Annotated in this window: 18 protein-coding genes; 5 read left to right on the top strand and 13 right to left on the bottom strand. The window is 38.4% G+C overall.

Annotation, left to right across the window (positions count from 1 at the left end):
* Positions 1-14 precede the first annotated feature (14 nt).
* From ACXVWB_RS06845 to gpt, 9 genes are all read right to left on the bottom strand, one after another.
* Positions 15-539 (bottom strand): DUF1523 family protein, encoded by a 525-nt coding sequence (locus ACXVWB_RS06845; RefSeq protein WP_049356902.1) that lies wholly within the window; start codon positions 537-539, stop codon positions 15-17.
* Positions 540-565: 26 nt separating this feature from the next.
* Complete coding sequence (locus ACXVWB_RS06840; protein WP_128787877.1) at positions 566-1,348, bottom strand: YchF/TatD family DNA exonuclease; 783 nt, start codon at positions 1,346-1,348, stop codon at positions 566-568.
* A 7-nt stretch (positions 1,349-1,355) separates the two neighbouring features.
* Positions 1,356-2,336, bottom strand: a complete 981-nt coding sequence (locus ACXVWB_RS06835; protein ID WP_128787878.1) for a DNA polymerase III subunit delta' — start codon at positions 2,334-2,336, stop codon at positions 1,356-1,358.
* Positions 2,333-2,965: a dTMP kinase gene (gene tmk / locus ACXVWB_RS06830; RefSeq protein ID WP_128787879.1), complete on the bottom strand. Its 633-nt coding sequence runs from the start codon at positions 2,963-2,965 to the stop codon at positions 2,333-2,335. The genes ACXVWB_RS06835 and tmk overlap by 4 nt, the downstream gene beginning before the upstream one ends.
* Positions 2,965-4,014 (bottom strand): endolytic transglycosylase MltG, encoded by a 1,050-nt coding sequence (gene mltG, locus ACXVWB_RS06825; RefSeq protein ID WP_128787880.1) that lies wholly within the window; start codon positions 4,012-4,014, stop codon positions 2,965-2,967. Before mltG ends, tmk begins: the two co-directional genes overlap by 1 nt.
* A 64-nt stretch (positions 4,015-4,078) precedes the next feature.
* Positions 4,079-5,011: a peptidylprolyl isomerase gene (locus tag ACXVWB_RS06820; RefSeq protein ID WP_128787881.1), complete on the bottom strand. Its 933-nt coding sequence runs from the start codon at positions 5,009-5,011 to the stop codon at positions 4,079-4,081.
* 77 nt (positions 5,012-5,088) lie between these two features.
* Positions 5,089-5,628, bottom strand: coding sequence for a bifunctional pyr operon transcriptional regulator/uracil phosphoribosyltransferase PyrR (pyrR, locus tag ACXVWB_RS06815; RefSeq protein WP_289902401.1), 540 nt, complete (start codon positions 5,626-5,628; stop codon positions 5,089-5,091).
* 88 nt (positions 5,629-5,716) lie between these two features.
* The gene (dnaE, locus tag ACXVWB_RS06810) at positions 5,717-9,196 is read right to left on the bottom strand and encodes a DNA polymerase III subunit alpha (RefSeq protein WP_289902400.1); all 3,480 of its coding nucleotides are present in this window, start codon (positions 9,194-9,196) and stop codon (positions 5,717-5,719) included.
* A gap of 109 nt (positions 9,197-9,305) precedes the next feature.
* The gene (gene gpt / locus ACXVWB_RS06805) at positions 9,306-9,764 is read right to left on the bottom strand and encodes a xanthine phosphoribosyltransferase (RefSeq protein ID WP_128787884.1); all 459 of its coding nucleotides are present in this window, start codon (positions 9,762-9,764) and stop codon (positions 9,306-9,308) included.
* A 112-nt stretch (positions 9,765-9,876) separates the two neighbouring features.
* On the opposite strand from gpt, the gene ACXVWB_RS06800 reads away from it, so the two are divergent.
* The gene (locus tag ACXVWB_RS06800; protein ID WP_289902399.1) at positions 9,877-11,325 is read left to right on the top strand and encodes an aminoacyl-histidine dipeptidase; all 1,449 of its coding nucleotides are present in this window, start codon (positions 9,877-9,879) and stop codon (positions 11,323-11,325) included.
* A 118-nt stretch (positions 11,326-11,443) separates the two neighbouring features.
* Here ACXVWB_RS06800 and ACXVWB_RS06795 read toward each other — a convergent pair whose 3' ends face one another.
* A complete protein-coding gene (locus ACXVWB_RS06795; protein ID WP_128787886.1) occupies positions 11,444-12,157 on the bottom strand; it encodes a UTRA domain-containing protein in 714 nt (237 codons plus the stop codon).
* A gap of 195 nt (positions 12,158-12,352) precedes the next feature.
* Here ACXVWB_RS06795 and malQ point away from each other — a divergent pair, with 195 nt between their 5' ends.
* Genes malQ through ACXVWB_RS06775 form a run of 4 tightly spaced genes read left to right on the top strand, consistent with a single transcriptional unit; the run spans position 12,353 to position 18,605 of the window.
* Positions 12,353-13,873 carry a 4-alpha-glucanotransferase gene (gene malQ / locus ACXVWB_RS06790; RefSeq protein WP_289902398.1) on the top strand — a complete coding sequence of 507 codons (1,521 nt, stop codon included), beginning with the start codon at positions 12,353-12,355 and terminating at the stop codon, positions 13,871-13,873.
* Positions 13,860-16,127 (top strand): glycogen/starch/alpha-glucan family phosphorylase, encoded by a 2,268-nt coding sequence (gene glgP / locus ACXVWB_RS06785; protein WP_289902397.1) that lies wholly within the window; start codon positions 13,860-13,862, stop codon positions 16,125-16,127. The genes malQ and glgP overlap by 14 nt, the downstream gene beginning before the upstream one ends.
* A gap of 11 nt (positions 16,128-16,138) precedes the next feature.
* The gene (locus ACXVWB_RS06780; protein ID WP_289902396.1) at positions 16,139-16,930 is read left to right on the top strand and encodes an endonuclease/exonuclease/phosphatase family protein; all 792 of its coding nucleotides are present in this window, start codon (positions 16,139-16,141) and stop codon (positions 16,928-16,930) included.
* Positions 16,931-16,940: 10 nt separating this feature from the next.
* Positions 16,941-18,605, top strand: coding sequence for a PTS transporter subunit IIBC (locus tag ACXVWB_RS06775; RefSeq protein ID WP_289902395.1), 1,665 nt, complete (start codon positions 16,941-16,943; stop codon positions 18,603-18,605).
* Positions 18,606-18,687: 82 nt separating this feature from the next.
* On the opposite strand, the gene ACXVWB_RS06770 is transcribed toward ACXVWB_RS06775, so the two are convergent.
* From ACXVWB_RS06770 to ACXVWB_RS06760, 3 genes are all read right to left on the bottom strand, one after another.
* On the bottom strand, positions 18,688-20,568 hold the full coding sequence (locus tag ACXVWB_RS06770) for a glycosyltransferase (protein ID WP_289902394.1): 1,881 nt from the start codon (positions 20,566-20,568) through the stop codon (positions 18,688-18,690).
* 11 nt (positions 20,569-20,579) lie between these two features.
* The gene (locus tag ACXVWB_RS06765) at positions 20,580-21,716 is read right to left on the bottom strand and encodes a DUF2827 family protein (RefSeq protein ID WP_049356931.1); all 1,137 of its coding nucleotides are present in this window, start codon (positions 21,714-21,716) and stop codon (positions 20,580-20,582) included.
* 131 nt (positions 21,717-21,847) lie between these two features.
* Positions 21,848-22,690 (bottom strand): YadA family autotransporter adhesin (locus ACXVWB_RS06760; RefSeq protein ID WP_458485248.1); only part of this gene is annotated, 843 nt, incomplete at its 5' end.

Below are 22,690 nucleotides of genomic sequence, written 5' to 3'. Positions count from 1 at the left end.
GATAATTGATAGGTCTAGTTTTCGCTGTCAAACCAGCCACGCACAAATTGTACGGAAAGGAAAAGGGTAACTAATAAGAAAGCATAGAATACCCAAGATAAAATTGGATAGCTTGGTGTAATATCTCCACTAATTTCTTTCACCGAAACCGCGTTGCGATATTCATCAAACATCGTCATACGCCAACCGTAATACTTGATTTGTACCAATTTGTTTTCATTACCCAAAGCTTGTACTTGAGCCTGCAAGTTGGCAGAACCAAATTTAAAATAGAATGGGAAACCCCAACGAGTATCTTCATTACGATACACCATGATTTTGCCATCATCATTTTGTGTATTAATAAAATACACATCGCGCGTTGGGCCATCCGCTGGATTTACCTTAGTAATCGGACCATCTTTATCGACACGTTTGACCTCAACCCCAGTGACTCGAGTAACATCATAGTGGGGAAAAACATAGTTTACTACCGCAAACATCACACCATGAAAACTAAACACGACTAAAAATAAAAAATACTTTAAAAATTTCCGCATAAGACTCCCTTATTTATAACGAAGATTTATTGTACATTAATTTTAAACAAACGCTCGAAGTTTTGTGTACTAATTTGCGCAAATTCTTCTGCTGATAGCCCTTTTAACGCTGCCACATACTCACACACTTCACGTGTATAGGCAGGTTGGTTCTCTTTGCCACGATAAGGCACGGGTGCTAAGTAAGGTGAATCGGTTTCAACTAACAAACGATCTGCCGGAACATAACGAATGGCTTCACGAATACTTTCCGCATTTTTAAAGGTAATAATGCCAGAACAGGAGATGTAAAAACCTAGATCAAGTGCCTTTTTCGCAAAATCCAAGGTTTCCGTAAAACAATGAATTAATCCACCGCACTTTTCAGCATGATGCTCACGCAACATGGCAATGGTATCTTCTGGCGCTGAACGAGTATGAATAATCACGGGTTTATCCACTTCATTAGCAATTCTGATTTGATCCGCAAAAACCATTTGCTGCAATGCCTTATTATCTGCACTGTAATAATAATCCAAACCAATTTCGCCAATTGCAATCACTTTTTTATCTTGGGATAAACGTAATAAACGCTCGGCATCGTAAGGTTCTTCTTCAAGATCTAATGGATGCACGCCGCAAGCTAAAGACACATTCGGAAATTTGGCTAATTCAGGATACGCTTTTTCAAAACGGCTTAATGTTACGCCAATGGCGAGTAAATGCTTCACATCTCGTGCGTGGGCTTTGGCCACCACATCAGCAATATCTTTGTGTAAATTTTCATAATCCAATGCATCTAAATGGCAATGGGAATCTACGATAAACATAATTTATTTAGTCCTTAAATACGTCAGTAATTAATTTTGTTAAACCATCCAATAACATTAATTCAATATTAACGCCATTAATAGTGAGTAAATCCGATCTTACTTTGTGCATAATTTTATTTGCAGTTAATAATTCAAGGATCGTTTGCTCATCTGCAAATTGCGTTACACCTGTTTTAAGATCGAGTGTTTGCCAGCCACTTTGTATTTCGAGTTTGTATTTAATGGCATCGCTTAAAAACGCTAAAATCCAATCCACTTGCTGTAAAGTGCGTTCTTTTTCAAAGAAAGGCAAAATTTCCAAAGGCGAACGACGACGATAAAACAGCCAAAATTGACGTAGGAAATTCTTCCGTTGTTCAATTAGTCCTTGCTGAAGTGTGTCTAATGCTAACAGTGGACGCCCCAAATTCATCGCAAGTGCGGTTAATAATTCTGATGTTTCTGCCTGAAATTGAGAAGAAAGCCAAGTTAAGGCTTCCGCTTCCGTTGGCAAACTCACATTCCACACTTGGCAACGGCTGTAAATAGTTGCTAATAATGAAGAGGAAGGCTCTGTTTGCAACAAGAAATACGTGTTCGGACGTGGCTCTTCTAAGGTTTTAAGCAATGCATTCGCTGCCGCTTCCGTAAGACGTTCTGCCTCTTGAATATATACTAATTTATTGCCGTTTTGTTGCGCATGTTGGCTGACAATCTCATTAATCGCCCGTACCTGATCAACCCCAATGTCTTTGCCTTCTTGAGAGGCTAAAACATGAAAATCAGGGTGACTGTGCGCTGCTATTAAATGGCAAGCATGGCAATGGCCACAAGGTGCATTACCTGGCGTTTGACACATAATGCGTTTTGTTAAAGCCTCAAACAAACCTTCAGCACCGAGACCTTGATCAGCTTTAATCAATAGTGCATGATGCCCCAAACCTTCGCTAAAAGTTTGGCTGATTTTGTGATAAGTAGGCACTAACCAAGGATAAAGTTCGCTCATTTTGTTTGTGAAACCCACCAATTTTTGACCGCACTTTGAATGTCTGCTTGTACTTGTGCCAAAGGCTGACCCGCATTAATAATGGCGGCTTTCGGGTTGTTCTGCACCAATTCCAAATAACGTTGGCGAGTACGATGGAAGAAATCCAGTCCTTGTTGTTCAATGCGGTCTAATTCTCCACGTCCTCTTGCACGAGCTAAACCTTCAGCTGGATCAATGTCTAAATACAGTACAAAATCAGGCTCAAAATCGCCTAATACCATATTTTTTAAATTCGCCATCAGCGTTTGGTCAAACTGACGTCCACCGCCTTGATAAGCCTGTGAAGACATATCGTGACGGTCACCTACCACAATTTTGCCTTCTGCCAATGCCGGCTTAATCACATTTTCTACCAATTGAATTCGTGCCGCATAAAGCATCAATAATTCTGCTTTATCCGTAACAGGTTCTTCTGTTTCATGTTTAATTAAATGGCGCAATTTTTCTGCTAAAGGGGTACCACCTGGTTCCCGAGTAAACACAATATCGCTTACACCAAGGGATTTTAATGTATCCACCACCGTTTGCATGGCAGTACTTTTACCTGCGCCTTCCAACCCTTCAATCACGATAAATTTGCCTTGCATTAGTGGACTCCTTTTTGTTGGTTACGATACCAACGTAAATATTCTTGTACTGCTTTATTATGCTCATTCAGATTACGAGTAAATTTATGGCCACCACTTCCATCGGCAACAAAATAATAAAAGTCCGTTTTAGCGGGATGCGCAACAGCCTGCAAAGCGCTCTCACTCACCATCGCAATTGGCGTTGGTGGTAGCCCCTCAATCATATAAGTATTGTAAGGAGTTATCGTTTCCAAATCTTTCTTACGAATATTTCCGTTGTAACTCTCACCCATTCCATAAATCACGGTTGGATCAGTTTGTAGTTTCATATTGGCTTTCAAACGATTAATAAATACGGAAGCCACTTGTGGACGCTCCGCCGCAATCCCCGTTTCTTTCTCTACAATAGAAGCCAAAATCAGCATCTGATATGGATCCGCTAACGGAAGATTTTCATCGCGTTCACTCCATGCTTTATCCAAGGCTTTTTGTAGACGAGTAGTTGAACGTTTTAATAATTCAAGATCAGTCGAATTTGGGGTGTAATTATAGGTATCTGGATACAACCACCCCTCTATGTTATTCCATTCGTAAACGGCTTTTGTAACGGCTGGAATATCCAATAGAGCCATAATTTCTTTATCACTTTTACCTTGCAAGGTTTGTTTTAAGTGCGGTGCATTTTCAAAGTTTTTACGCCATTCCTTGAACGTTTTACCTTCAATAAACTTCACACTAAATTGCGCTTCCTTGCCAGAATTAATCATATCCAATAAATCCTGCAACGTTTTCACGTCTGTTAAAGAATAAGTCCCCGCTTTTACTTTGTTGAGTTGCGGTTGTAATTTCAATAACCAAGGTAATAAATCGGCATGCTCAAGAATTTTTTCCTGCTCTAATAACGCAGCAAGTTTACTACCCGTAGTGCCTCGGTCAATTGTAAGCAATTGATCTTGTGTGACATTCACCGGCGTATGAACAAACTCCGTTAGTTTTTGATAACCCCAAAAACCAACACCGCCAAGAATAAGCAGAAGAATCAATAAAAAGACAAAAATTTTTTTCATGCGTCACTCATTTTATAAAAACGACAAAAGGGGCAAAATGCCCCCCTTATTCTAACGGTTTCTGTTATTTATCGAAATATTGAATATCAGCATTTTTACGTAATGCCTTCACCCAGTCTTTGGTCGCTTCTTGTAATTGACTATTCACAATCTGTTCATAAGCTTTTTGGCGATACGCATCTTCTGTTTTATCGCCATCACGACTGCCCACTACTTCTAAAATATGCCACCCAAATTCAGATTTAAATGGTGCTGAAATACTACCCTGTCGTGTAGTTTCAACTGCTTTTGCAAATGGACCTACATAAGCTTCAGGGAAAGCATAGCCCAAACTGCCGCCATTCGCACCAGATAAATAATCTTTAGAGTATTTTAATGCCGCATCAGCAAATGTCATTTTGCCGGAAATGATATCACGGCGAATACGCTCTAATTCTGCTTTTGCTTGCGCATCATTCAGTAATGGGTTTAATTTTAATAAAATATGACGAACTTTATACTCTTTACCCGTTACTTTCTTTGCATTACCTTTTGCCTTTGCCTCATCGAGCATTTGCTTACCTAGTGCATCCACTTGTTCACGGGTGACATCAACACTATTTTGAATGGCATGATTACGCACACCCGCCATTAACATTTGACGAGAGATTTGTTGTTTAAATGCATTTAGAGAAATACCTTGATAATCTAATGCATCTAAGAATTGACCATAAGTTAAACCATTTCTTTCGGCAATATCTTCCACAATGCGATTTACTTCCGCTTGGTTGACTTTTACTCCCGATTCTTTGATAGCCTTATCTGTCAGTATATCATCAATAATCTTATCTAATGCTGCTCGTTGACTACCTTTTTTACCCATTACTGCGTTTACTTGACTTTGTAAAATGGGTATACCATTTACTGTCGCCACAACGCGTTCTTCTGCTTGTACTTGTGAGAAAGCCAGTAAGCCGATCATCGCAAATAAGAAAGATTTTAACATTGATTTTTCCATTTTAGTTGTCTTTAAAAATAATAGGATAACGTTTCTTAGATTATCAATTTTATTAAAGGTTCACAATAGGCTAACCGCTATTTAGCCAATAGTGCTACACCATAACAACCATCAAGCTTTAATGTACGAACTTGAACTTGCTCATCTCGAGAAGTCGGCACATTTTTACCCACATAATCTGCCCGAATCGGTAATTCACGGTGCCCACGATCGACTAAAATCACCAATTCAATTTTAGACGCTCGCCCAAAATCCGTTAATGCATCCATTGCTGCACGAATCGTTCTCCCAGTAAATAACACATCATCAATTAAAATGACTTCTTTACCCTGAATATTCATATAACTTGATGCACCACTATACACTGGAGTTGGATTTTCAGGTTCGACATATTCTAAATCATCGCGATAAAACGTAATATCCAATTCCATCATTGGCAAAACTACGCCTTTTAATTCCTCAATACGACGTTGAATTAGTTCAGCAATTTCTGCTCCTCGACGTTTAATCCCAACCAAAATCACATTATTGAAATCCTGGTGCTTTTCAATAATTTCATGGGAAATCCGAGAAATGGTGCGTAAAAATCTATCTGCATCAATAATGATTTTTTCCATTTTATCCCTCACTTTTTTTACACGCTAAAATGTCATAAAAGTGCAGTCAGAAAAATACACATTTTTTAACCACACTTTTAATAGAATACTAACTAAACTCTAATTCTACCGCATTCTCACCCAACAAATTCACTAATTCTGTCAAAATCTCATCAGTTGGCATAATTGACCATTGAATTCCTAAACGCAGTAAGGCGCGACCTTTGGTACTTTGATAATATACGTTAATTAGTAAAGTTCCGCCACTAACAGGCGCTAACATTTCTTTCAGCTTTTTAATAAAACTTGAGCTAATCTGCTCCTCGGACAAGCTTACCGCCAAAGATTTCGCATAACGGGAACGCGCCTCATCTAAGGTCATTAGATCCCGTACTGACATTTTTAATCCGCCTGAAAAATCGTCAAAACTGACCTGGCCAGATACCACCACAACTGTATCTTTTTGCAGTTTTTCACCGAATTGCTCTAAGCTTTCGCCAAACAGAGTTAGGTCTAAACGCCCTGAACGGTCATCAATGGTTGCGATACCGATGCGATTGCCTTTTTTCGTTGTTGCAAAGCGAGTTGATACTAACAAACCAGCTGCTGTGCTAATTTGTCCACGGCGATTCGGTGTCAGATCTTTTAATCGTGTAGAGCTGTAATGAGAAAGCTCTTTCAAATAACGACTCACCGGATGGCTACTTAAATACAAACCTAGAGTTTCACGTTCACCATCTAAAATTTGTTTTTCTGTGTAAGGTGGCGTGTGGGCATAAGCATTTTCCACTTCTTCGTGTGTTTCTGTCAGCACACCGAACATATCGGCTTGCCCCATGGCTTCATCTTTTGCATGCTGATCAGAGGCTTTAAGCGCATCTTCTAGGTTCTTAGATAACGCCGCACGATGAGGTCCTAGCTTATCAAATGCGCCCGACATAATCAGACTTTCAAAGGTCCGACGGTTAATTTTCTTCAAATCAACGCGAGCACATAAATCAAATAAGTCTCTGAAAATCCCACCTTCATTACGTGCGGTAATCAATGCATCAATCGGACCTTCCCCAACCCCTTTAATGGCGCCGATACCGTAAACAATCTCACCATTTTCATTCACGCTGAAATGATATTTTCCTACGTTGATATCCGGTGCAGTGACTTTTAAGCCCATACGTAAACATTCATCGTATAAGCCAACAATTTTATCCGTATTATCCATTTCCGAAGTCATTACTGCTGCCATAAACTCAGCAGGGAAATGGGTTTTCAGCCAGAGGGTTTGGTAAGATACCAATGCGTAAGCGGCAGAGTGCGATTTATTGAAACCATAGCCCGCAAATTTTTCCACTAAGTCAAAAATCTTCATGGAAAGCTCACCATCAACGCCATTTTTTTCCGCACCTTCTTTAAACACGGAGCGCTGTTTCGCCATTTCTTCCGGTTTTTTCTTACCCATCGCACGACGTAATAAGTCCGCACCACCAAGAGTATAGCCCGCTAGCACCTGAGCAATCTGCATCACTTGTTCTTGGTATAAAATAATACCGTAAGTGGGTTCTAAAATCGGTTTAAGGCTTTCATGTTGATAGTTTGCGTCAGGATAAGACACTTCTTCTCGACCATGTTTACGGTCAATAAAGTTATCCACCATGCCCGATTGCAATGGACCTGGTCGGAATAACGCCACCAACGCGATAATATCTTCAAAACAGTCTGGCTGCAGACGTTTAATCAAATCTTTCATCCCACGCGATTCCAACTGGAATACTGCAGTCGTTTCAGACCGTTTCAATAAATCAAAAGAATCGGGATCATCTAATGGAATAGCGGCAATATCGACTAGCGGTTTACCTTCACGAGCAAGGCGGGCATTGATCATATCGAGTGCCCATTTGATAATGGTGAGTGTGCGCAAACCTAAGAAGTCAAACTTCACTAAACCGGCATATTCCACATCATTTTTATCAAAGTGAGTAACCGGATGAAGCCCCTCGTTGTCACAATAAAGTGGTGCAAAGTCTGTAATCAAAGAAGGCGAAATCACCACGCCACCTGCGTGTTTACCCGCATTTCGCGTGACACCTTCTAGCTTACGCGCCATATCAATTAGGGCTTTAACTTCTTCATCTGAATCATATGCCACTTGTAACTGTGGTTCAGCCTCAAAAGCCTTGGCTAAGGTCATGCCTGGATCCGGTGGAATCATTTTCGAAATACGATCCACAAAGCCATAAGGATGGCCTAACACGCGACCTACATCTCGAATTACCGCTTTCGCCGCCATAGTACCAAAAGTGATAATTTGTGATACCGCACCACGTCCATAGGTTTCTGCGACATGATCGATAACGCGATCGCGTCCATCCATACAGAAATCCACGTCGAAATCGGGCATGGAAACACGTTCTGGGTTGAGGAACCGTTCAAAAAGAAGATCGAATTCAAGGGGGTCCAAATCAGTAATTTTTAGTGCATAAGCGACCAATGAACCCGCACCAGAACCACGTCCAGGTCCAACAGGAATATCATTATCCTTTGACCACTGAATAAACTCCATGACGATTAAGAAGTAACCCGGGAAGCCCATTTGGTTTATCACTTCGAGTTCGACTTGAAGACGCTCATCATATTCGGGTCGTCTTTCTGCCCGCACTTTTTCATCGGGGAATAAAAACGCTAAACGCTCTTCCAAACCTTCTTTGGATTTCATCACCAAATAATCTTCCGTACTCAGATCGCCTGTTGGGAATTTTGGAAGGAAATACTCACCCAAACGCAAAGTGACATTACAGCGTTGCGCAATTAATATCGTATTTTCAAGCGCAGAAGGAATATCCGCAAATAATTGGCACATTTCTTCTTCTGAGCGGAAATATTGTTGTTCGGTATAACGTTTTGGACGTTTCGGGTCGTCTAGGGTGTAGCCATCATGAATAGCGACACGAATTTCGTGCGCCTCAAAATCATCAGGTCTAAGGAAGATAACATCATTGGTCGCGACAAGCGGTAAATCACGCGCCTTAGCCAGTTTTAATGCGGCTTGAATATAACGTTCCTCATCTGGACGACCTGTTCGAGAAAGCGAAAGGTAAAAATGGTCAGGAAAAAATTCTTGATAAAAACTGACCGCACTTTCAATTTCGGAGAGATTTTCTTTTAGCAGTTTTTTACCCACATCACCCTGTGTGCCACCGGATAAAACAATCACACCTTCACGGTGTGCAATCAACCACTCCTGGTCAATATAAGGTAGATCCACATAGCCACGTTGATAGGCTTTTGAAAGCAGTAATGTGATGTTTTTATAACCTTTATTGTTCTTAGCAAGTAAAGTGAGCGTGAATAATTCCTCACCACATAACTCACTTTTAACATGTACATCAGCACCAATAATTGGCTTAATTCCTGATGAAAGCGTTTCGCCGTAAAAACGCACCACACCACAAAAATTGGTAAAATCTGTTAATGCCAATGCGACCATGTTATCTGCTGCACACGCCTTGACTAATGGTTTCACTTTCGCGATTCCATCAATCATAGAAAAATCAGTGTGCGTACGAAGATGCACAAAACGCGGTTTGGCTGACATTCAAATTCCTTGTTAAGTAAAAGTGCGGTTAATTCTAACGGGGTTTTGCAATTGGCTCAATAAAACAAAATGCGAGGCTAAACCCCGCATTTCCAATTCATATTTGTAATTATTTTCTTGCCAATGGTGGCACGAAAGTTAAACCTAAATCCCAAGGTTGTTCAATCCAAGTATTTTGTGGAATATCAATCACGTAATCATCCACTAACTCAGCACCTGCAGGTTTTGCGAATACCGTGACAAATTTCGCTTTTGGATACATTTCACGAATTGCACGAGCGGTATTGCCGGTATCCACTAAATCGTCTACCACAATCATTCCCTCGCCATCACCATCTGCGCGGTGTAATACTTTTAATGCGCCTTGCTGATCATGATCGTAACTGGCAATACAAACCGTCTCTACAAAACGAATATTTAATTCTCGAGCGAGTACCGCTGCAGGAAATAAGCCACCACGACTTACGGCTATAATTCCCTTCCATTGCGTAGCAGGAAGTAAACGCTCCGCTAATTTGCGGGCATGCATTTGGAACATATCCCAAGTCACAACATATTTTTCGCTCATAACAAATACCTTAAACTTTGTCGCTAAATAAAAAATTGTGGCGAATGATAACCTGAAATGGCGTTTTATGCTATGATTTCCGCAAAAATTTTAATGAAAAAAGGAGTTCATTATGTCAGCAATTACCACATTACAACCGCAATTACTTTGGAAATGGTTTGATCAAATTTGTGCAATTCCGCATCCTTCTCATCACGAAGATGCGCTCGCGACCTTTATTGTCAACTGGGCGAAAGAAAAACAATTTTTTGCCGAGCGTGATGAAGCCGGTAATGTATTAATTCGTAAACCTGCCACAGCAGGTATGGAAAACAGCCAACCTGTTGTGTTACAAGCACATTTAGATATGGTTCCGCAAGCGAATGAAGGCAATCCACATAACTTCGTTCAAGACCCAATTCGTCCTTATATTGATGGGGATTGGGTAAAAGCACAAGGCACCACACTTGGCGCAGATAACGGCATCGGTTTAGCGTCCACTTTAGCGGTATTAGAAAGTACCGATATTGCACATCCACCACTTGAGGTGTTACTCACCATGACTGAAGAAACCGGCATGGATGGTGCCGTACACCTTCGCCGTAACTGGTTAAAATCAGAAATCTTAATTAATACCGATACCGAAGAAATCGGTGAAATCTATATTGGTTGTGCTGGTGGGGTAAATGCTAATATTGAGCTACCTGTTCACCGTGAAACCAATTCATTCAATCATACTTTGCAAATTAACTTAAAAGGTTTACGTGGTGGTCACTCTGGTTGTGATATTCACACCACTCGTGCGAATGCAATTAAAGTATTGGCACGCTTATTAGCAAAACTTTCACAAAATCAACCGCACTTTGCCCTTGCAGAAATTCGCGGCGGTTCAATTCGTAATGCGATTCCACGTGAAGCGGCCGCAACCATTTGCTTCAATCATGATGTAGAAAGCGTAAAAAGCGCGGTCAAGAATTTTGACGTTTTATTGAAAGAAGAGCTTGCTATCGCTGAACCAAACTTAACCTTAACCGTTGAGCAAGTTGAAAATCCACAACAAACCTTCACGCTTGAAACCACCCAAAAAGTGATTAATTTGCTGAACATCTTACCAAATGGCGTAATCCGCAACAGTGATGTCATCAAAAATGTCGTGGAGAGCTCGTTGAGCATTGGTGTATTAAAAACCCTTGAAGATAAAATCAAAGGCACGATTCTTATTCGCTCATTGATTGAAAGCGGTAAAGAATATGTAAAAGAAACCTTAACTTCACTCGCCAAACTCACGGGTGCAACGGTCGAATTCTCAGGTTCTTACCCGGGTTGGAAACCGGTAAACGACACGGCAATTTTAGCCTTAATGAAAAAACATTATGCAGAAGTGCTTGGCAAAGAGCCTGAGATTAAAGTAATTCATGCGGGTCTTGAATGTGGCTTATTAAAAGAACATTATCCGAACATTGATATGATTTCTGTGGGGCCTACTATTCGTAATGCGCATTCGCCAGATGAAAAAGTCCAAATTTCAACCGTACAAACATACTGGGAATTACTCACAAAAGTTTTAGCGGAGATTAAATAATCTCTCAGCAAAAACAGAATACTTATCTGCTCCCCAAAGGTTGAACTAAGCTTCAGCTGATTAAGGAGCGGTTTTTTTTCACTAGTTCAATGTATTTAACACTAACTAGCTAAACACATTATGCATGTCGTTTTGCGGTTGAGATAAACGCAATTTTATCTGGTCGGTAGCTAATACTCCCATATTGAAACGGTCGACCATCAGCCAAATAAGTCGTGCTCGTCACATTTACGACCATGTCATACTCATCAAGATTTATCGCATTTTTTTCTTCTTCATTTGCATAACGAAAGACAATTTTTCGTTGTGAGTGGCTAATTTTTAATTTTAATTCGTTTTCTAGATAGTGATAAATAGAGTGTTCTGCGATTTCTCGGCTAATAAACGGCACGATACGGCGATCAAAATAAGACACTTCATGCTCAACCGCTTCACCATCAATTTCACGGAGACGAGCAATGCGGTAGAAATCGATCTGATCGTTGACGTTAAAAATATCCATCAATTCTTCTTCACCTTGCACAATATACAAGCTGGTTAATGTGGTTTTTACTTGGTGTGTAGAGGCACTGTTTAATTCGCTAACGGTTTTAATTTCAGAAAGCATTTGTGGCTTAGATAAGTCATGCTCTAAAACAATTGAATTTCGGCCTTGTTGCTTTTGAATATAGCCATCAATTTCAAGTAAAGAAAGCGCTTTTCGAATGGTGTCTTTAGAAAAACCATAACTCTGCATGAGTTCATTTTCACTAGGAAGCTCTTGTAACGGTGTAAAATTACCATGGTTAATTTGGCTTTTTATATCGTTATAAACCTTCTTGTACTTGCTCATTTTTAATCCTTTTATCTACCATTCGTTCCATAGGTATAGCTATAGCATATCATAAAACCCAAAATGTTATACGTATAAAATGTGACAAATATCACTCTTTTACGAAAATGATTTAAACTTTTACGTAAAAGTTATTGCGTTAAAATATGTTTAGGTTAGAATGAGCCAAAATCATGACTTCCTAGAGGATATATTATGCTGACTCGTTCAAGTGGTGTTCTTATGCACATTACTTCTCTACCAAATGCATTTGGGATTGGTAGTTTTGGGCAATCTGCTTATGACTTTGTCGATTTTTTAGTTGAAACTAAACAAACTTATTGGCAAATTCTTCCACTTACCACCACCAGTTATGGAGATTCTCCTTATCAATCTTTTTCTGCGATTGCAGGCAATACTCACCTTATTGATTTTGACTTATTAACTCAAATGGGCTTGTTGAAGAAAGCTAATTATACATCAGTCAATTTTGGTGATGATCCAACTAACGTGGATTATGAACGCATCTTCTATGCGCGCCGTCCAATTTTAGAAATCGCCGTGAAAAATTTTTTAGCGAATCAATCATTCCAAGCGGATTTCCAAAATTTTGAAAAAAACAACCGCTTGTGGTTAGACGATTTTGCTGAGTTTATGGCTATTAAAGAACATTTTGGTAACCAAGCGTTGCAAAAATGGGATGATAAAAAAGTCGTGGCGCGTGATCCAAACACGCTAGAAAAATATCGCACGATGTTATCGGATCAAATTCAGTACTTCAAAGTGACGCAATATTTCTTCTTTAAACAATGGGGCGAATTAAAACATTATGCGAATCAAAAAGGTATTCAGATTATCGGTGATATGCCAATTTATGTGGCAGCAGATAGCGTAGAAGTTTGGACCAAACCAGAACTTTTCCAATTAGATAAAGAACGCAATCCGCTTTTTGTTGCCGGGGTTCCAGCTGATCAGTTCAGTGCAACTGGGCAGCTTTGGGGTAACCCGCTTTACGATTGGGAAGTGCATAAAAAACAAGGCTACACTTGGTGGATTCACCGTATTGAAGAAAGCTTCAAGATTTATGATGTACTGCGTATCGACCATTTCAAAGGTTTCTCTGATTATTGGCAAGTGGACGGAAAAGCAGAGGTTGCTAAAGATGGTAGCTGGCAGCCAGGCCCTGGTTATGACTTATTTAAAGCCGTTAAAGAGCAACTAGGCGATTTACCGATTATTGCCGAAGATTTAGGTAATATTGATGATAAAGCCAGAAAACTGCTTGCAGATTGTCATTACCCAGGTATGAAGATCCTACAATTTGGCTTTGAAGATGTTAGCGGAAAAAGCTTAGATAGCCCGCACTATTGCATTCCACATTCCATTGTTTATACCGGCACACATGATAATGATGTGACTAATGGTTGGTATAACAGCCTGACTGAACAACAGCAGCAATATATTAATGATTATACCCACCGCCGTGAGGATGAATCCATTTGCCAAGCAATGATTCGTCAGCTTTTTGCGACGGTGAGCAATACGGCGATTGCCACAATGCAAGATGTTTTAGACTTGCCTGCGAGCTCAAGAATGAATGTTCCTTCAACAATTGGTGGAAACTGGCAATGGAGAATGCAACAATCAGATTTAACACAAGATAAAAAAGACTTTTTAGCAAAAATGACCACGTTATATCAACGTGTGAATCAGGAAAAACATAATGATGAAATTTAGTACATTTGTAAAAAACGAAACCAATAAATCGCTTGAACAATTAAGCGATAAAGAAACTTATATTCAATTATTAAATTACGTAAAAACACTCTCAGCAGATAAACCGAAAAACACAGGTAAACGTAAGGTTTATTATATTTCTGCAGAATTCTTAATTGGTAAATTACTTTCTAATAACCTGATTAACCTTGGTGTGTATCAAGACATCAAAACGGAATTAGCAAGTGCGGGTAAATCATTAAGTCATATTGAAGATATTGAGCCAGAACCGTCTTTAGGAAATGGTGGTTTAGGGCGTTTGGCTTCTTGTTTTATTGATTCCATGTCTACGCTTGGATTAAATGCGGAAGGGGTCGGTTTAAATTATCATTATGGCTTATTTAAACAAGTCTTTAAAAAGAATGAACAACATGCCGAGCCTAATGATTGGATTGAGGATAACTCTTGGTTAATTCCAACAGATATTAGCTATGAAGTACCATTTAAGAAATTTACGTTAACCTCTAAATTAGATCGCATTGATATTTTAGGTTATAAGAAAGAGACGAAAAACTATCTCAATTTATTTGATATTCAATCAGTAAATTCAAAATTGATTAAAAAAGGGATTGAGTTTGATAAAACTGCGATTGAAGAAAATCTGACTTTATTCCTTTATCCAGATGATTCAGATAAAAATGGGGAATTACTGCGTATTTATCAACAATACTTTATGGTATCAAATGCGGCACAGTTATTAATTGATGAAGCGATTGCTCGTGGCAGTAATTTACATGATCTAGCCGATTATGCCTATGTACAGATCAATGATACACACCCTTCAATGGTGATTCCTGAATTAATTCGCTTATTAATGGAAAAACATCAGATTAAATTTGCAGAAGCGGTTGAAATTGTACGTAATATGGTGGGCTATACCAACCATACGATTTTGGCTGAAGCGCTAGAGAAATGGCCACTCGATTATCTCGATGAAGTGGTGCCACATTTAGTGGTGATCATTAAAAAATTAGATGAATTAGTGCGTGCGGAATATCAAGATCCAGCCGTACAAATTATTGATAAACAAAAACGTGTGCATATGGCGCACATGGACATCCACTTTTCAAATTCTGTGAATGGTGTGGCGGCATTACATACGGAGATTTTGAAAAATTCAGAGCTTAAAGCGTTCTATGCGTTATATCCTGAAAAATTCAATAATAAGACAAACGGTATTACATTCCGCCGTTGGTTAGAGTTTTCTAACCAACCATTAGCGGCTTATATTAAAGAATTGATTGGTGATGAGTATTTGCATGATGCAACGAAATTAGAAAAATTGTTAGCCTTTAAAGATGATAAAAAGGTTCACCAACAATTAGCGAAAATTAAGTTTGAAAACAAATTGGCATTAAAAACCTACCTTAAAGAAAATAAAGGTATTGATTTAGATGAAAATTCAATCATTGATACGCAAATTAAGCGTTTCCATGAATATAAACGCCAACAAATGAATGCACTTTACGTGATTCATAAATACTTAGAAATTAAAGCAGGTAAATTACCAAAACGTAAAATTACCGTGATTTTCGGTGGAAAAGCTGCACCTGCTTATATTATTGCTCAGGATATTATTCACTTAATTCTTTGTTTATCTGAGTTAATCAATAATGATCCTGAAGTGAACAAGTATTTAAACGTGCATTTAGTGGAAAACTATAATGTGAGCGTGGCGGAAAAGCTGATTCCTGCAACCGATATTTCAGAACAAATTTCACTTGCCTCTAAAGAAGCTTCTGGCACAGGGAATATGAAGTTTATGCTGAATGGCGCGTTAACACTAGGCACAATGGATGGTGCTAATGTTGAAATTGCAGAATTAGCAGGCACTGAAAATATCTATACTTTCGGTAAAGATTCAGAAAGCATTATTAAACTTTATGAAACAGCGGGTTATGTTTCAAAAGCGTATTATGAAAACGACAAAGAGATTAAAAGAGCGGTCGATTTTATTCTAAATCCTGCCGTGGTGAAATTAGGGAACAAAACACGTTTAGAACGTCTTTATAACGAATTATTGAATAAAGACTGGTTTATGACGTTAATTGACTTTAATGCTTATGTCGAAGCGAAAGAACAAATCTTAGCTGATTATGAAGATCAAGATAGCTGGAATGAGAAAGTGGTTCACAATATCGCAAAAGCGGGCTTCTTCTCATCAGATCGCACTATCGCTCAATATAATGCAGACATCTGGCATTGTGAGGGCTAAGGGGGAAAGCAATGAAACTACTTACCCTGAATGTACACGCTTGGTTAGAAGCTAACCAAGCGGAAAAAATAGAGATTCTTGCTGAGACGATTGTGGAAAAGGGCTATGACATTATCGCCTTACAAGAGGTTAATCAATTGATGTCGGCTCCTGCTATTTCGCCGACATTAAAGCAAGATAACTATGGTGTCATTCTGTTGAATAAAATCAATCAACGCGTTGCACAAAAATATTCGTTTTTTTGGAGCAATTCGCATATTGGTTACGATAAATATGATGAAGGCATTGCGTTTTTAACCCGTTTGCCTGTCTATGATGTTGATGCATTTTATTGTAGCCAACATCAACGTATTGACTCGATTCTCTCGCGTAAAATCATTGGTTTGACGGTGGAATATCAAGGTCAGTTAATTGAATGTTATTCTTGCCATATCAATTTGCCAAATTGCGATGGGGAAAACCAACTCGATAATGTTCGTTATATTGTAGAACGGAGTCAAAGTGCGAATCTTAAAATCTTGATGGGCGATTTTAATACCGATGCAATAAGCGATCAGCAAGCTTATCAACAAATTAAATCCTTAGGTTTATTTGATACGTTTGAAATGGCAGAGCAAAAGGATAGCGGCATCACTGTAGAGAAAGCGATTGATGGCTGGAAAGGCCATAGTCAAGAAAAGCGATTAGATTATTTTTTTTTAAACCAAGCAAAAAGGGTTTTATCCAGTCAGGTTATTTTTAATGGAAAAAATAAACCGATTGTTTCCGACCATTTTGGCGTAGAAGTAGCTCTCATCTTGTAGGAGAATAGATATGAAAAAAATGCTCAGTTTTGAGTTTTGGCAAAAATTCGGTAAATGCCTAATGGTGGTGATTGCCGTTATGCCAGCAGCAGGTTTAATGGTGAGTATTGGCAACTCACTGCCTTTGATTAGTGACACAGAATGGCTAGTACGTGTCGGAAACATTATCGCTCAAATTGGTTGGGGGATTATCGGTAACCTTCATTTATTATTTGCTTTAGCGATTGGTGGTAGCTGGGCAAATGAGCGTGCAGGTGGCGCATTTGCAGCGGGTCTTGCTTTCATTTTAATTAACTTAATCACTGGTAACTTTTTCGGTGTGAAACTTGAAATGCTAGCGGATCCAAATGCACACGTAAATACCGTATTTGCAGGCGAAATCCCAGTTGCACATTACTTTGTGAATATTCTAGGGCAACCTGCATTGAATATGGGGGTTTTCGTCGGTATTATTGCGGGTTTTGTGGGGGCAACAACCTTCAATAGTTACTACAATTTCCGTAAGTTACCTGAAGTACTCACCTTCTTTAATGGTAAACGTTTTGTTCCTTTCGTTGTTATTTATCGTTCTGTATTAGTCGCTATCGTCTTATCGCTATTCTGGCCTTTAGTCCAAACCGGAATTAACCATTTCGGTCAATGGATTGCTAATTCACAAAACTCAGCGCCAATCTTAGCACCATTTATTTATGGTACCTTAGAGCGTCTATTACTTCCGTTTGGTTTACACCACATGTTGACTATCCCAATGAATTATACGTCATTAGGGGGTACTTATGAATTCTTAACAGGTGTACAACAAGGTAAACAAGTATTTGGTCAAGACCCGCTATGGCTTGCATGGATTTCTGACTTAATTAACCTTAAAGATGCGGGTAATGTAACCCAATATAACGAGCTACTTTCAACCGTGACACCCGCTCGATTCAAAGTAGGGCAAATGATTGGTTCAAGCGGTATCTTAATGGGTTTGACACTTGCGATGTATATCAACGTAGATGAAGATAAGAAAAAACTCTATAAAGGTATTTTCCTTTCATCAGCACTTGCGGTGTTCTTAACAGGGGTAACAGAGCCAATCGAATACATGTTTATGTTTGTCGCATTACCACTTTATATTGTTTATGCGTTAGTACAAGGTTCTGCTTTTGCCATGGCAGATATCGTGGACTTACGTGTGCATTCCTTCGGTAACATTGAGTTCTTAACCCGTACACCAATGGCGATTAAAGCCGGCATTGGTATGGATGTAATCAACTTTATTTGGGTATCTATCCTATTTGCCGTTGCTATGTTCTTTATCGCGAACTTTATGATTAAGAAATTTAATCTTGCCACAGCAGGCCGTAATGGTAACTATGATGCAAAAGGTTCAGATGAAGCTTCTAGCGATGAGCCAAAAGTGGCAAATGCTAGCGCGCAAGTTATTCAAATCATCAACTTACTTGGTGGACGTAATAACATCGCAGATGTTGATGCTTGTATGACACGTTTACGTATTACCGTACATAACCCAGACTTAGTGGGTGATAAAGCAAGCTGGAAACAAGCGGGCGCAATGGGCTTTATCGTGAAAGGCTCTGGTATCCAAGCGATTTATGGGCCAAAAGCAGATGTTTTAAAATCGGATATTCAAGACGTGCTTTCATCAGGCATTAACATTCCTAAAATGTAATTCTACTTAAATATTGATTTTATCCCCGCTTTCAAAAGTGGGGATAATCGACTAATCACCCATAGCAACAATAAGGACAGTGCTACTCAATTGTTTTAAGAAATGCAAAAAATTGTTTAGATACCGACTCAAACATAAATGGCTTGACCGCCTCAATTAATTTCTTTCGATAAGCGGTACTGATGATATCATTCGTTAAAAATTGATAAGCTTGTTCAATAAACGCTTTCTCATCACCTAATGGTATTAACATACCAAATTTACCATCATTTAATATTTCTCTCGGACCTGTTGGGCAATCAAAAGCAATGATTGGTGTACCACATATCATACTTTCAATAAATACTGTCGGAAGCCCTTCTAAACGAGAAGTATGCATAAATAACTTCGCATGCTTCATAAACGGAAAAGGATTATCACGGCTTCCTAATAACAAGCAATCATCTTGTAAACCTAAGTGATGAATTTTGTCTACTAATTGTGCTTCGATATGTTCATGCCCTTTACCGATAATATAAAGTTTTTCTTTACAGCCACGTTTTTTTAACTCAGCATAAATATCCAACATCTGTAAATGATTTTTATATTCGAATAACCTTGCTACCGAAAGAATAAAAGGTTGTGCAAATAAGGCTTTATCCTCTGGATTGATTTCCTCGGCCAAGCGACAAATTCTAAAATTATCTACAGGGTTATAAATCATCTGAGTTGGTAATGCTAAATTCATTTTAGCAAAAGAAATTTTGGCCAAATGATCCATATCATGAGAAATTGTAATTGCGGCACAATGTTTAGCCAAAATAGGATAATACTGTGTGGCATTCTCTCGATATCGATCAAGATCATCTTTAATATGTACCCAACGAATAATTTTACTTGATACATCGTATTGAGAAAGAAAATCATCTAAATGCTGATTAAAATTCACAATAATGTCAAAATGATTTTGGGTTAAAAAATCTAAGATCGCATTATTTGTTCTTATCTTTATTCCGTTTTGCCAACTAGAGAAATAATGTCTCTCTTTTTCTGTTAATTGATCTTGTAATTTCCAATATAAAAAAATATTAAACTCAGACTCTACTTCCGTTAGAATAAAGGAAACTTTCACGGAATCTGGAATTAGCGAATTAATTCTTGATATAGGTGCTTCATTTAAAAGAAGTAGTTCAACCTCATAATTGGGATTTAATGCCAGTATCTTTAAGTAATTTAACAGAATCGTTTCTGCTCCACCAATGATCAATGATTGATGAACAAACAAAATCTTTTTCTTTTTATTAGGTAAATCTCTATCCCAAATATAAGAATCGCTCCATTCTGTAATCGACCCTAATAAAGGATTTGCAACCGTAATATGATTACTCTCACAAAATGCGGTAAAAATATCTGCCAACCAAAATGGTTTGATCCTTTGGCATTTTTCCGTCATCTTTTTAGCAAATGATCTACGTATTAAATAAAGTGATGCCCCGTCATTGTCATATTCATTATGATTTAAAAACACAACTGGCTTAATTTCTTCATCACCTGTTGAAATTGCACTTTTCCAAAAAGGAATTCGCCCGCCAATTTTATGTAAAAGAACAATATTCGACTCACTCTTTCTCATATTATCAATTAATTGACGAACGGAATAAGAAAAACGAGGTGCCAAGATAATGTCATCTTCAGCGACTACAGCAAAATCGTCATCATTAAGTGATTGATCTTCAGCGATCATTTTCCAAGCTTTAATATGTGAAAGGGTACAACAGATTTCTCCTAAACTCACTGATGCTCTATGATAATGAGATTGAACAAATGTTTGATCAAACAATAAATTTTCCACATTCGAAATATGCTCAAAATCATTTTTATCGATTGCTTCTAGCCTCGTAAAAAATTTTGCATCTGGATGTTGATTAAATCTATAGAGTCTTTCTTTACTTCGGGTTAAGTTAATTACATAGCCTTTAAACATAACAAACCTTATTATTCAAATAATCTTTTTAATTCTTTCTCGTATAGGTATATATTAACTGGGTTAGTGGGCAATAAAGAATCCAAATACTCATTTGCGCGTTTTACATATTGAACATGATTTTTATCATGATTCTCGATCACATCTAATAGCACTTTTGCGCCATTAAAAGCATCAAATTCATCATAGTAATAGCCAACACCTTTCGGTAATAATTTAGAATTGTGAATGAATGGATATCCCCCGTACAATGCATCATTATAGGCATAATTTAATCCATTTTCCCATTGGTGACTGAGTACTACATCAACATATCTTGTTAAAAAATCTGGCATCTGATAACGACCTTCAACAGTCATTATTCCTTTTCCTACAATTTGTGTTCTACCGATAAAGTTAAAAAATGTCGGGTTATCTTTTTTATGATAAGTATTACAAGCATAAAAATGCTTAATTTTACTTGGATCAGTTCGGTATGCCTGTTCACAAATTAAAATCGGAATAAAGCTCGTTTTTACAATATTCATATTAGCTTCAAACGAAGCAATGCGCTTACCTTTTTCAACAAAATTTGGCTTATAACCAAACTCCAGATTATGATCTTTTTTTAATCGTTCAATTACTTGATCACAAAATATTGGAGACCAAATAGCTGGTACAACATAAGAATCGCAGTCATACATAATTGAAAGATAAGAACGACAGGTATTTTCATGCTGAGGAATCATCCATACCTTATCAAACATCGTACCATTAAATACACGACCGGCTTTCTTATCAAAAAGAAAATATTCCATATCCATCACAAAATCGTTACCCATTTTATAACAGACTACTTTCCCACCATGTTCATGCATACGTGTTACTTGAGGCGGTTCAACGGTTAATGATCCCTCAATAAGAACATCCAACTCATCAATCACATCGTCAATATAGGCAAATTTTAAGTTAAGGTTATCTAGCATAAAACCTTTCGGTGGTGTTGTTCGCTTCTCAGGCCCCCAGGAAACCAATACAACATCTTGCACAATATCAGAATGTTTAAATAGTGTATAAAGATGAATCACATTTTGATTTGCGCCATTTGCCCAGATATCTGCAACTTGCGCTTCTAAATTAAAAGTAATCCCAATCTTATATTTTTTCACGTTATATCCTTGTTATATAAATCCTCTAAAAAGAGCGGTTAAACTTTAAGGTATTTTATTTATCATACTTGAAGCCATATAAAAATGACTCAGGAATTTCCTGAGTCATTTCAACTTAATGCATCAATTCATTACCATTGGTAACCGATACCGGCTCCAATATTATAATCACCTTGAGTTGTTGCTCCACCGGTTACTTTGAAGATAATCTTATTATTATCACTCATTCTCGAATAACCTACGGCAACTGCGCTTTGACCTTTATAATTGCCAACACCAGCACCAACCATTGATGCACCAGGACGCGTCACTTGTGGAATATTGGCAATAGCTGTTGCACCGGCAATACCACCACGAAGTTTCTTATCCGTTTTTCTCAGATCACTACGTACTGAATTCACATCATTACGAACCGAACTCACGGCACTATCAACATATTGTTTATTTGCCGCATCAGTCGCATGAACAGGATTCGCAACATTAGTAATACGACGTTCATGATTTTGGCGTCCTACAGATACAGTATCTTTCTCATGAGCCTCAGATCCCTGACCAATCGCCACTGCATTTTCTGCTGTTGCTTTAGCATCTTGACCTAATGCTGTTGAGTTTTTACCTGATGCTTCCGCATTATTACCAATAGCTGTTGCATTTTCGCCACTTGCATTTGAACCATACCCCATAGCTGTCGCATCTTTACCTTTCGCTGATGCACTATTTCTATCACTAGTATTATCTGCTGCAATTGCCGTACGACCTTTGCTATCAACAATTCCTGCGTCTTCAATACGTCTTGCCGTGCTTTCTGCTATTGAGGCAGAAGATGCTGCTGAAGATGCGCTGTTAGACGCTGCTGATGCAGAAGAGTCCGCTGAGCTTGCACTGTTAGATGCCGCTGAAGCTGAACTGTCCGCTGCAGATGCGCTATTAGATGCTGCTGATGCTGAACTATCCGCTGCGCTTGCACTATTGCT

Source organism: Haemophilus sp. SZY H53 (assembly GCF_054332375.1).
This window is presented reverse-complemented; position numbering and strand designations above follow the sequence as displayed.

Coding starts and splice junctions, on each gene's coding strand:
- ACXVWB_RS06845 (WP_049356902.1), bottom strand. CDS start 539: ATGCGGAAATTTTTAAAGTATTTTTTATTTTTAGTCGTGTTTAGTTTT.
- ACXVWB_RS06840 (WP_128787877.1), bottom strand. CDS start 1,348: ATGTTTATCGTAGATTCCCATTGCCATTTAGATGCATTGGATTATGAA.
- ACXVWB_RS06835 (WP_128787878.1), bottom strand. CDS start 2,336: ATGAGCGAACTTTATCCTTGGTTAGTGCCTACTTATCACAAAATCAGC.
- tmk (WP_128787879.1), bottom strand. CDS start 2,965: ATGCAAGGCAAATTTATCGTGATTGAAGGGTTGGAAGGCGCAGGTAAA.
- mltG (WP_128787880.1), bottom strand. CDS start 4,014: ATGAAAAAAATTTTTGTCTTTTTATTGATTCTTCTGCTTATTCTTGGC.
- ACXVWB_RS06820 (WP_128787881.1), bottom strand. CDS start 5,011: ATGGAAAAATCAATGTTAAAATCTTTCTTATTTGCGATGATCGGCTTA.
- pyrR (WP_289902401.1), bottom strand. CDS start 5,628: ATGGAAAAAATCATTATTGATGCAGATAGATTTTTACGCACCATTTCT.
- dnaE (WP_289902400.1), bottom strand. CDS start 9,196: ATGTCAGCCAAACCGCGTTTTGTGCATCTTCGTACGCACACTGATTTT.
- gpt (WP_128787884.1), bottom strand. CDS start 9,764: ATGAGCGAAAAATATGTTGTGACTTGGGATATGTTCCAAATGCATGCC.
- ACXVWB_RS06800 (WP_289902399.1), top strand. CDS start 9,877: ATGTCAGCAATTACCACATTACAACCGCAATTACTTTGGAAATGGTTT.
- ACXVWB_RS06795 (WP_128787886.1), bottom strand. CDS start 12,157: ATGAGCAAGTACAAGAAGGTTTATAACGATATAAAAAGCCAAATTAAC.
- malQ (WP_289902398.1), top strand. CDS start 12,353: ATGCTGACTCGTTCAAGTGGTGTTCTTATGCACATTACTTCTCTACCA.
- glgP (WP_289902397.1), top strand. CDS start 13,860: ATGATGAAATTTAGTACATTTGTAAAAAACGAAACCAATAAATCGCTT.
- ACXVWB_RS06780 (WP_289902396.1), top strand. CDS start 16,139: ATGAAACTACTTACCCTGAATGTACACGCTTGGTTAGAAGCTAACCAA.
- ACXVWB_RS06775 (WP_289902395.1), top strand. CDS start 16,941: ATGAAAAAAATGCTCAGTTTTGAGTTTTGGCAAAAATTCGGTAAATGC.
- ACXVWB_RS06770 (WP_289902394.1), bottom strand. CDS start 20,568: ATGTTTAAAGGCTATGTAATTAACTTAACCCGAAGTAAAGAAAGACTC.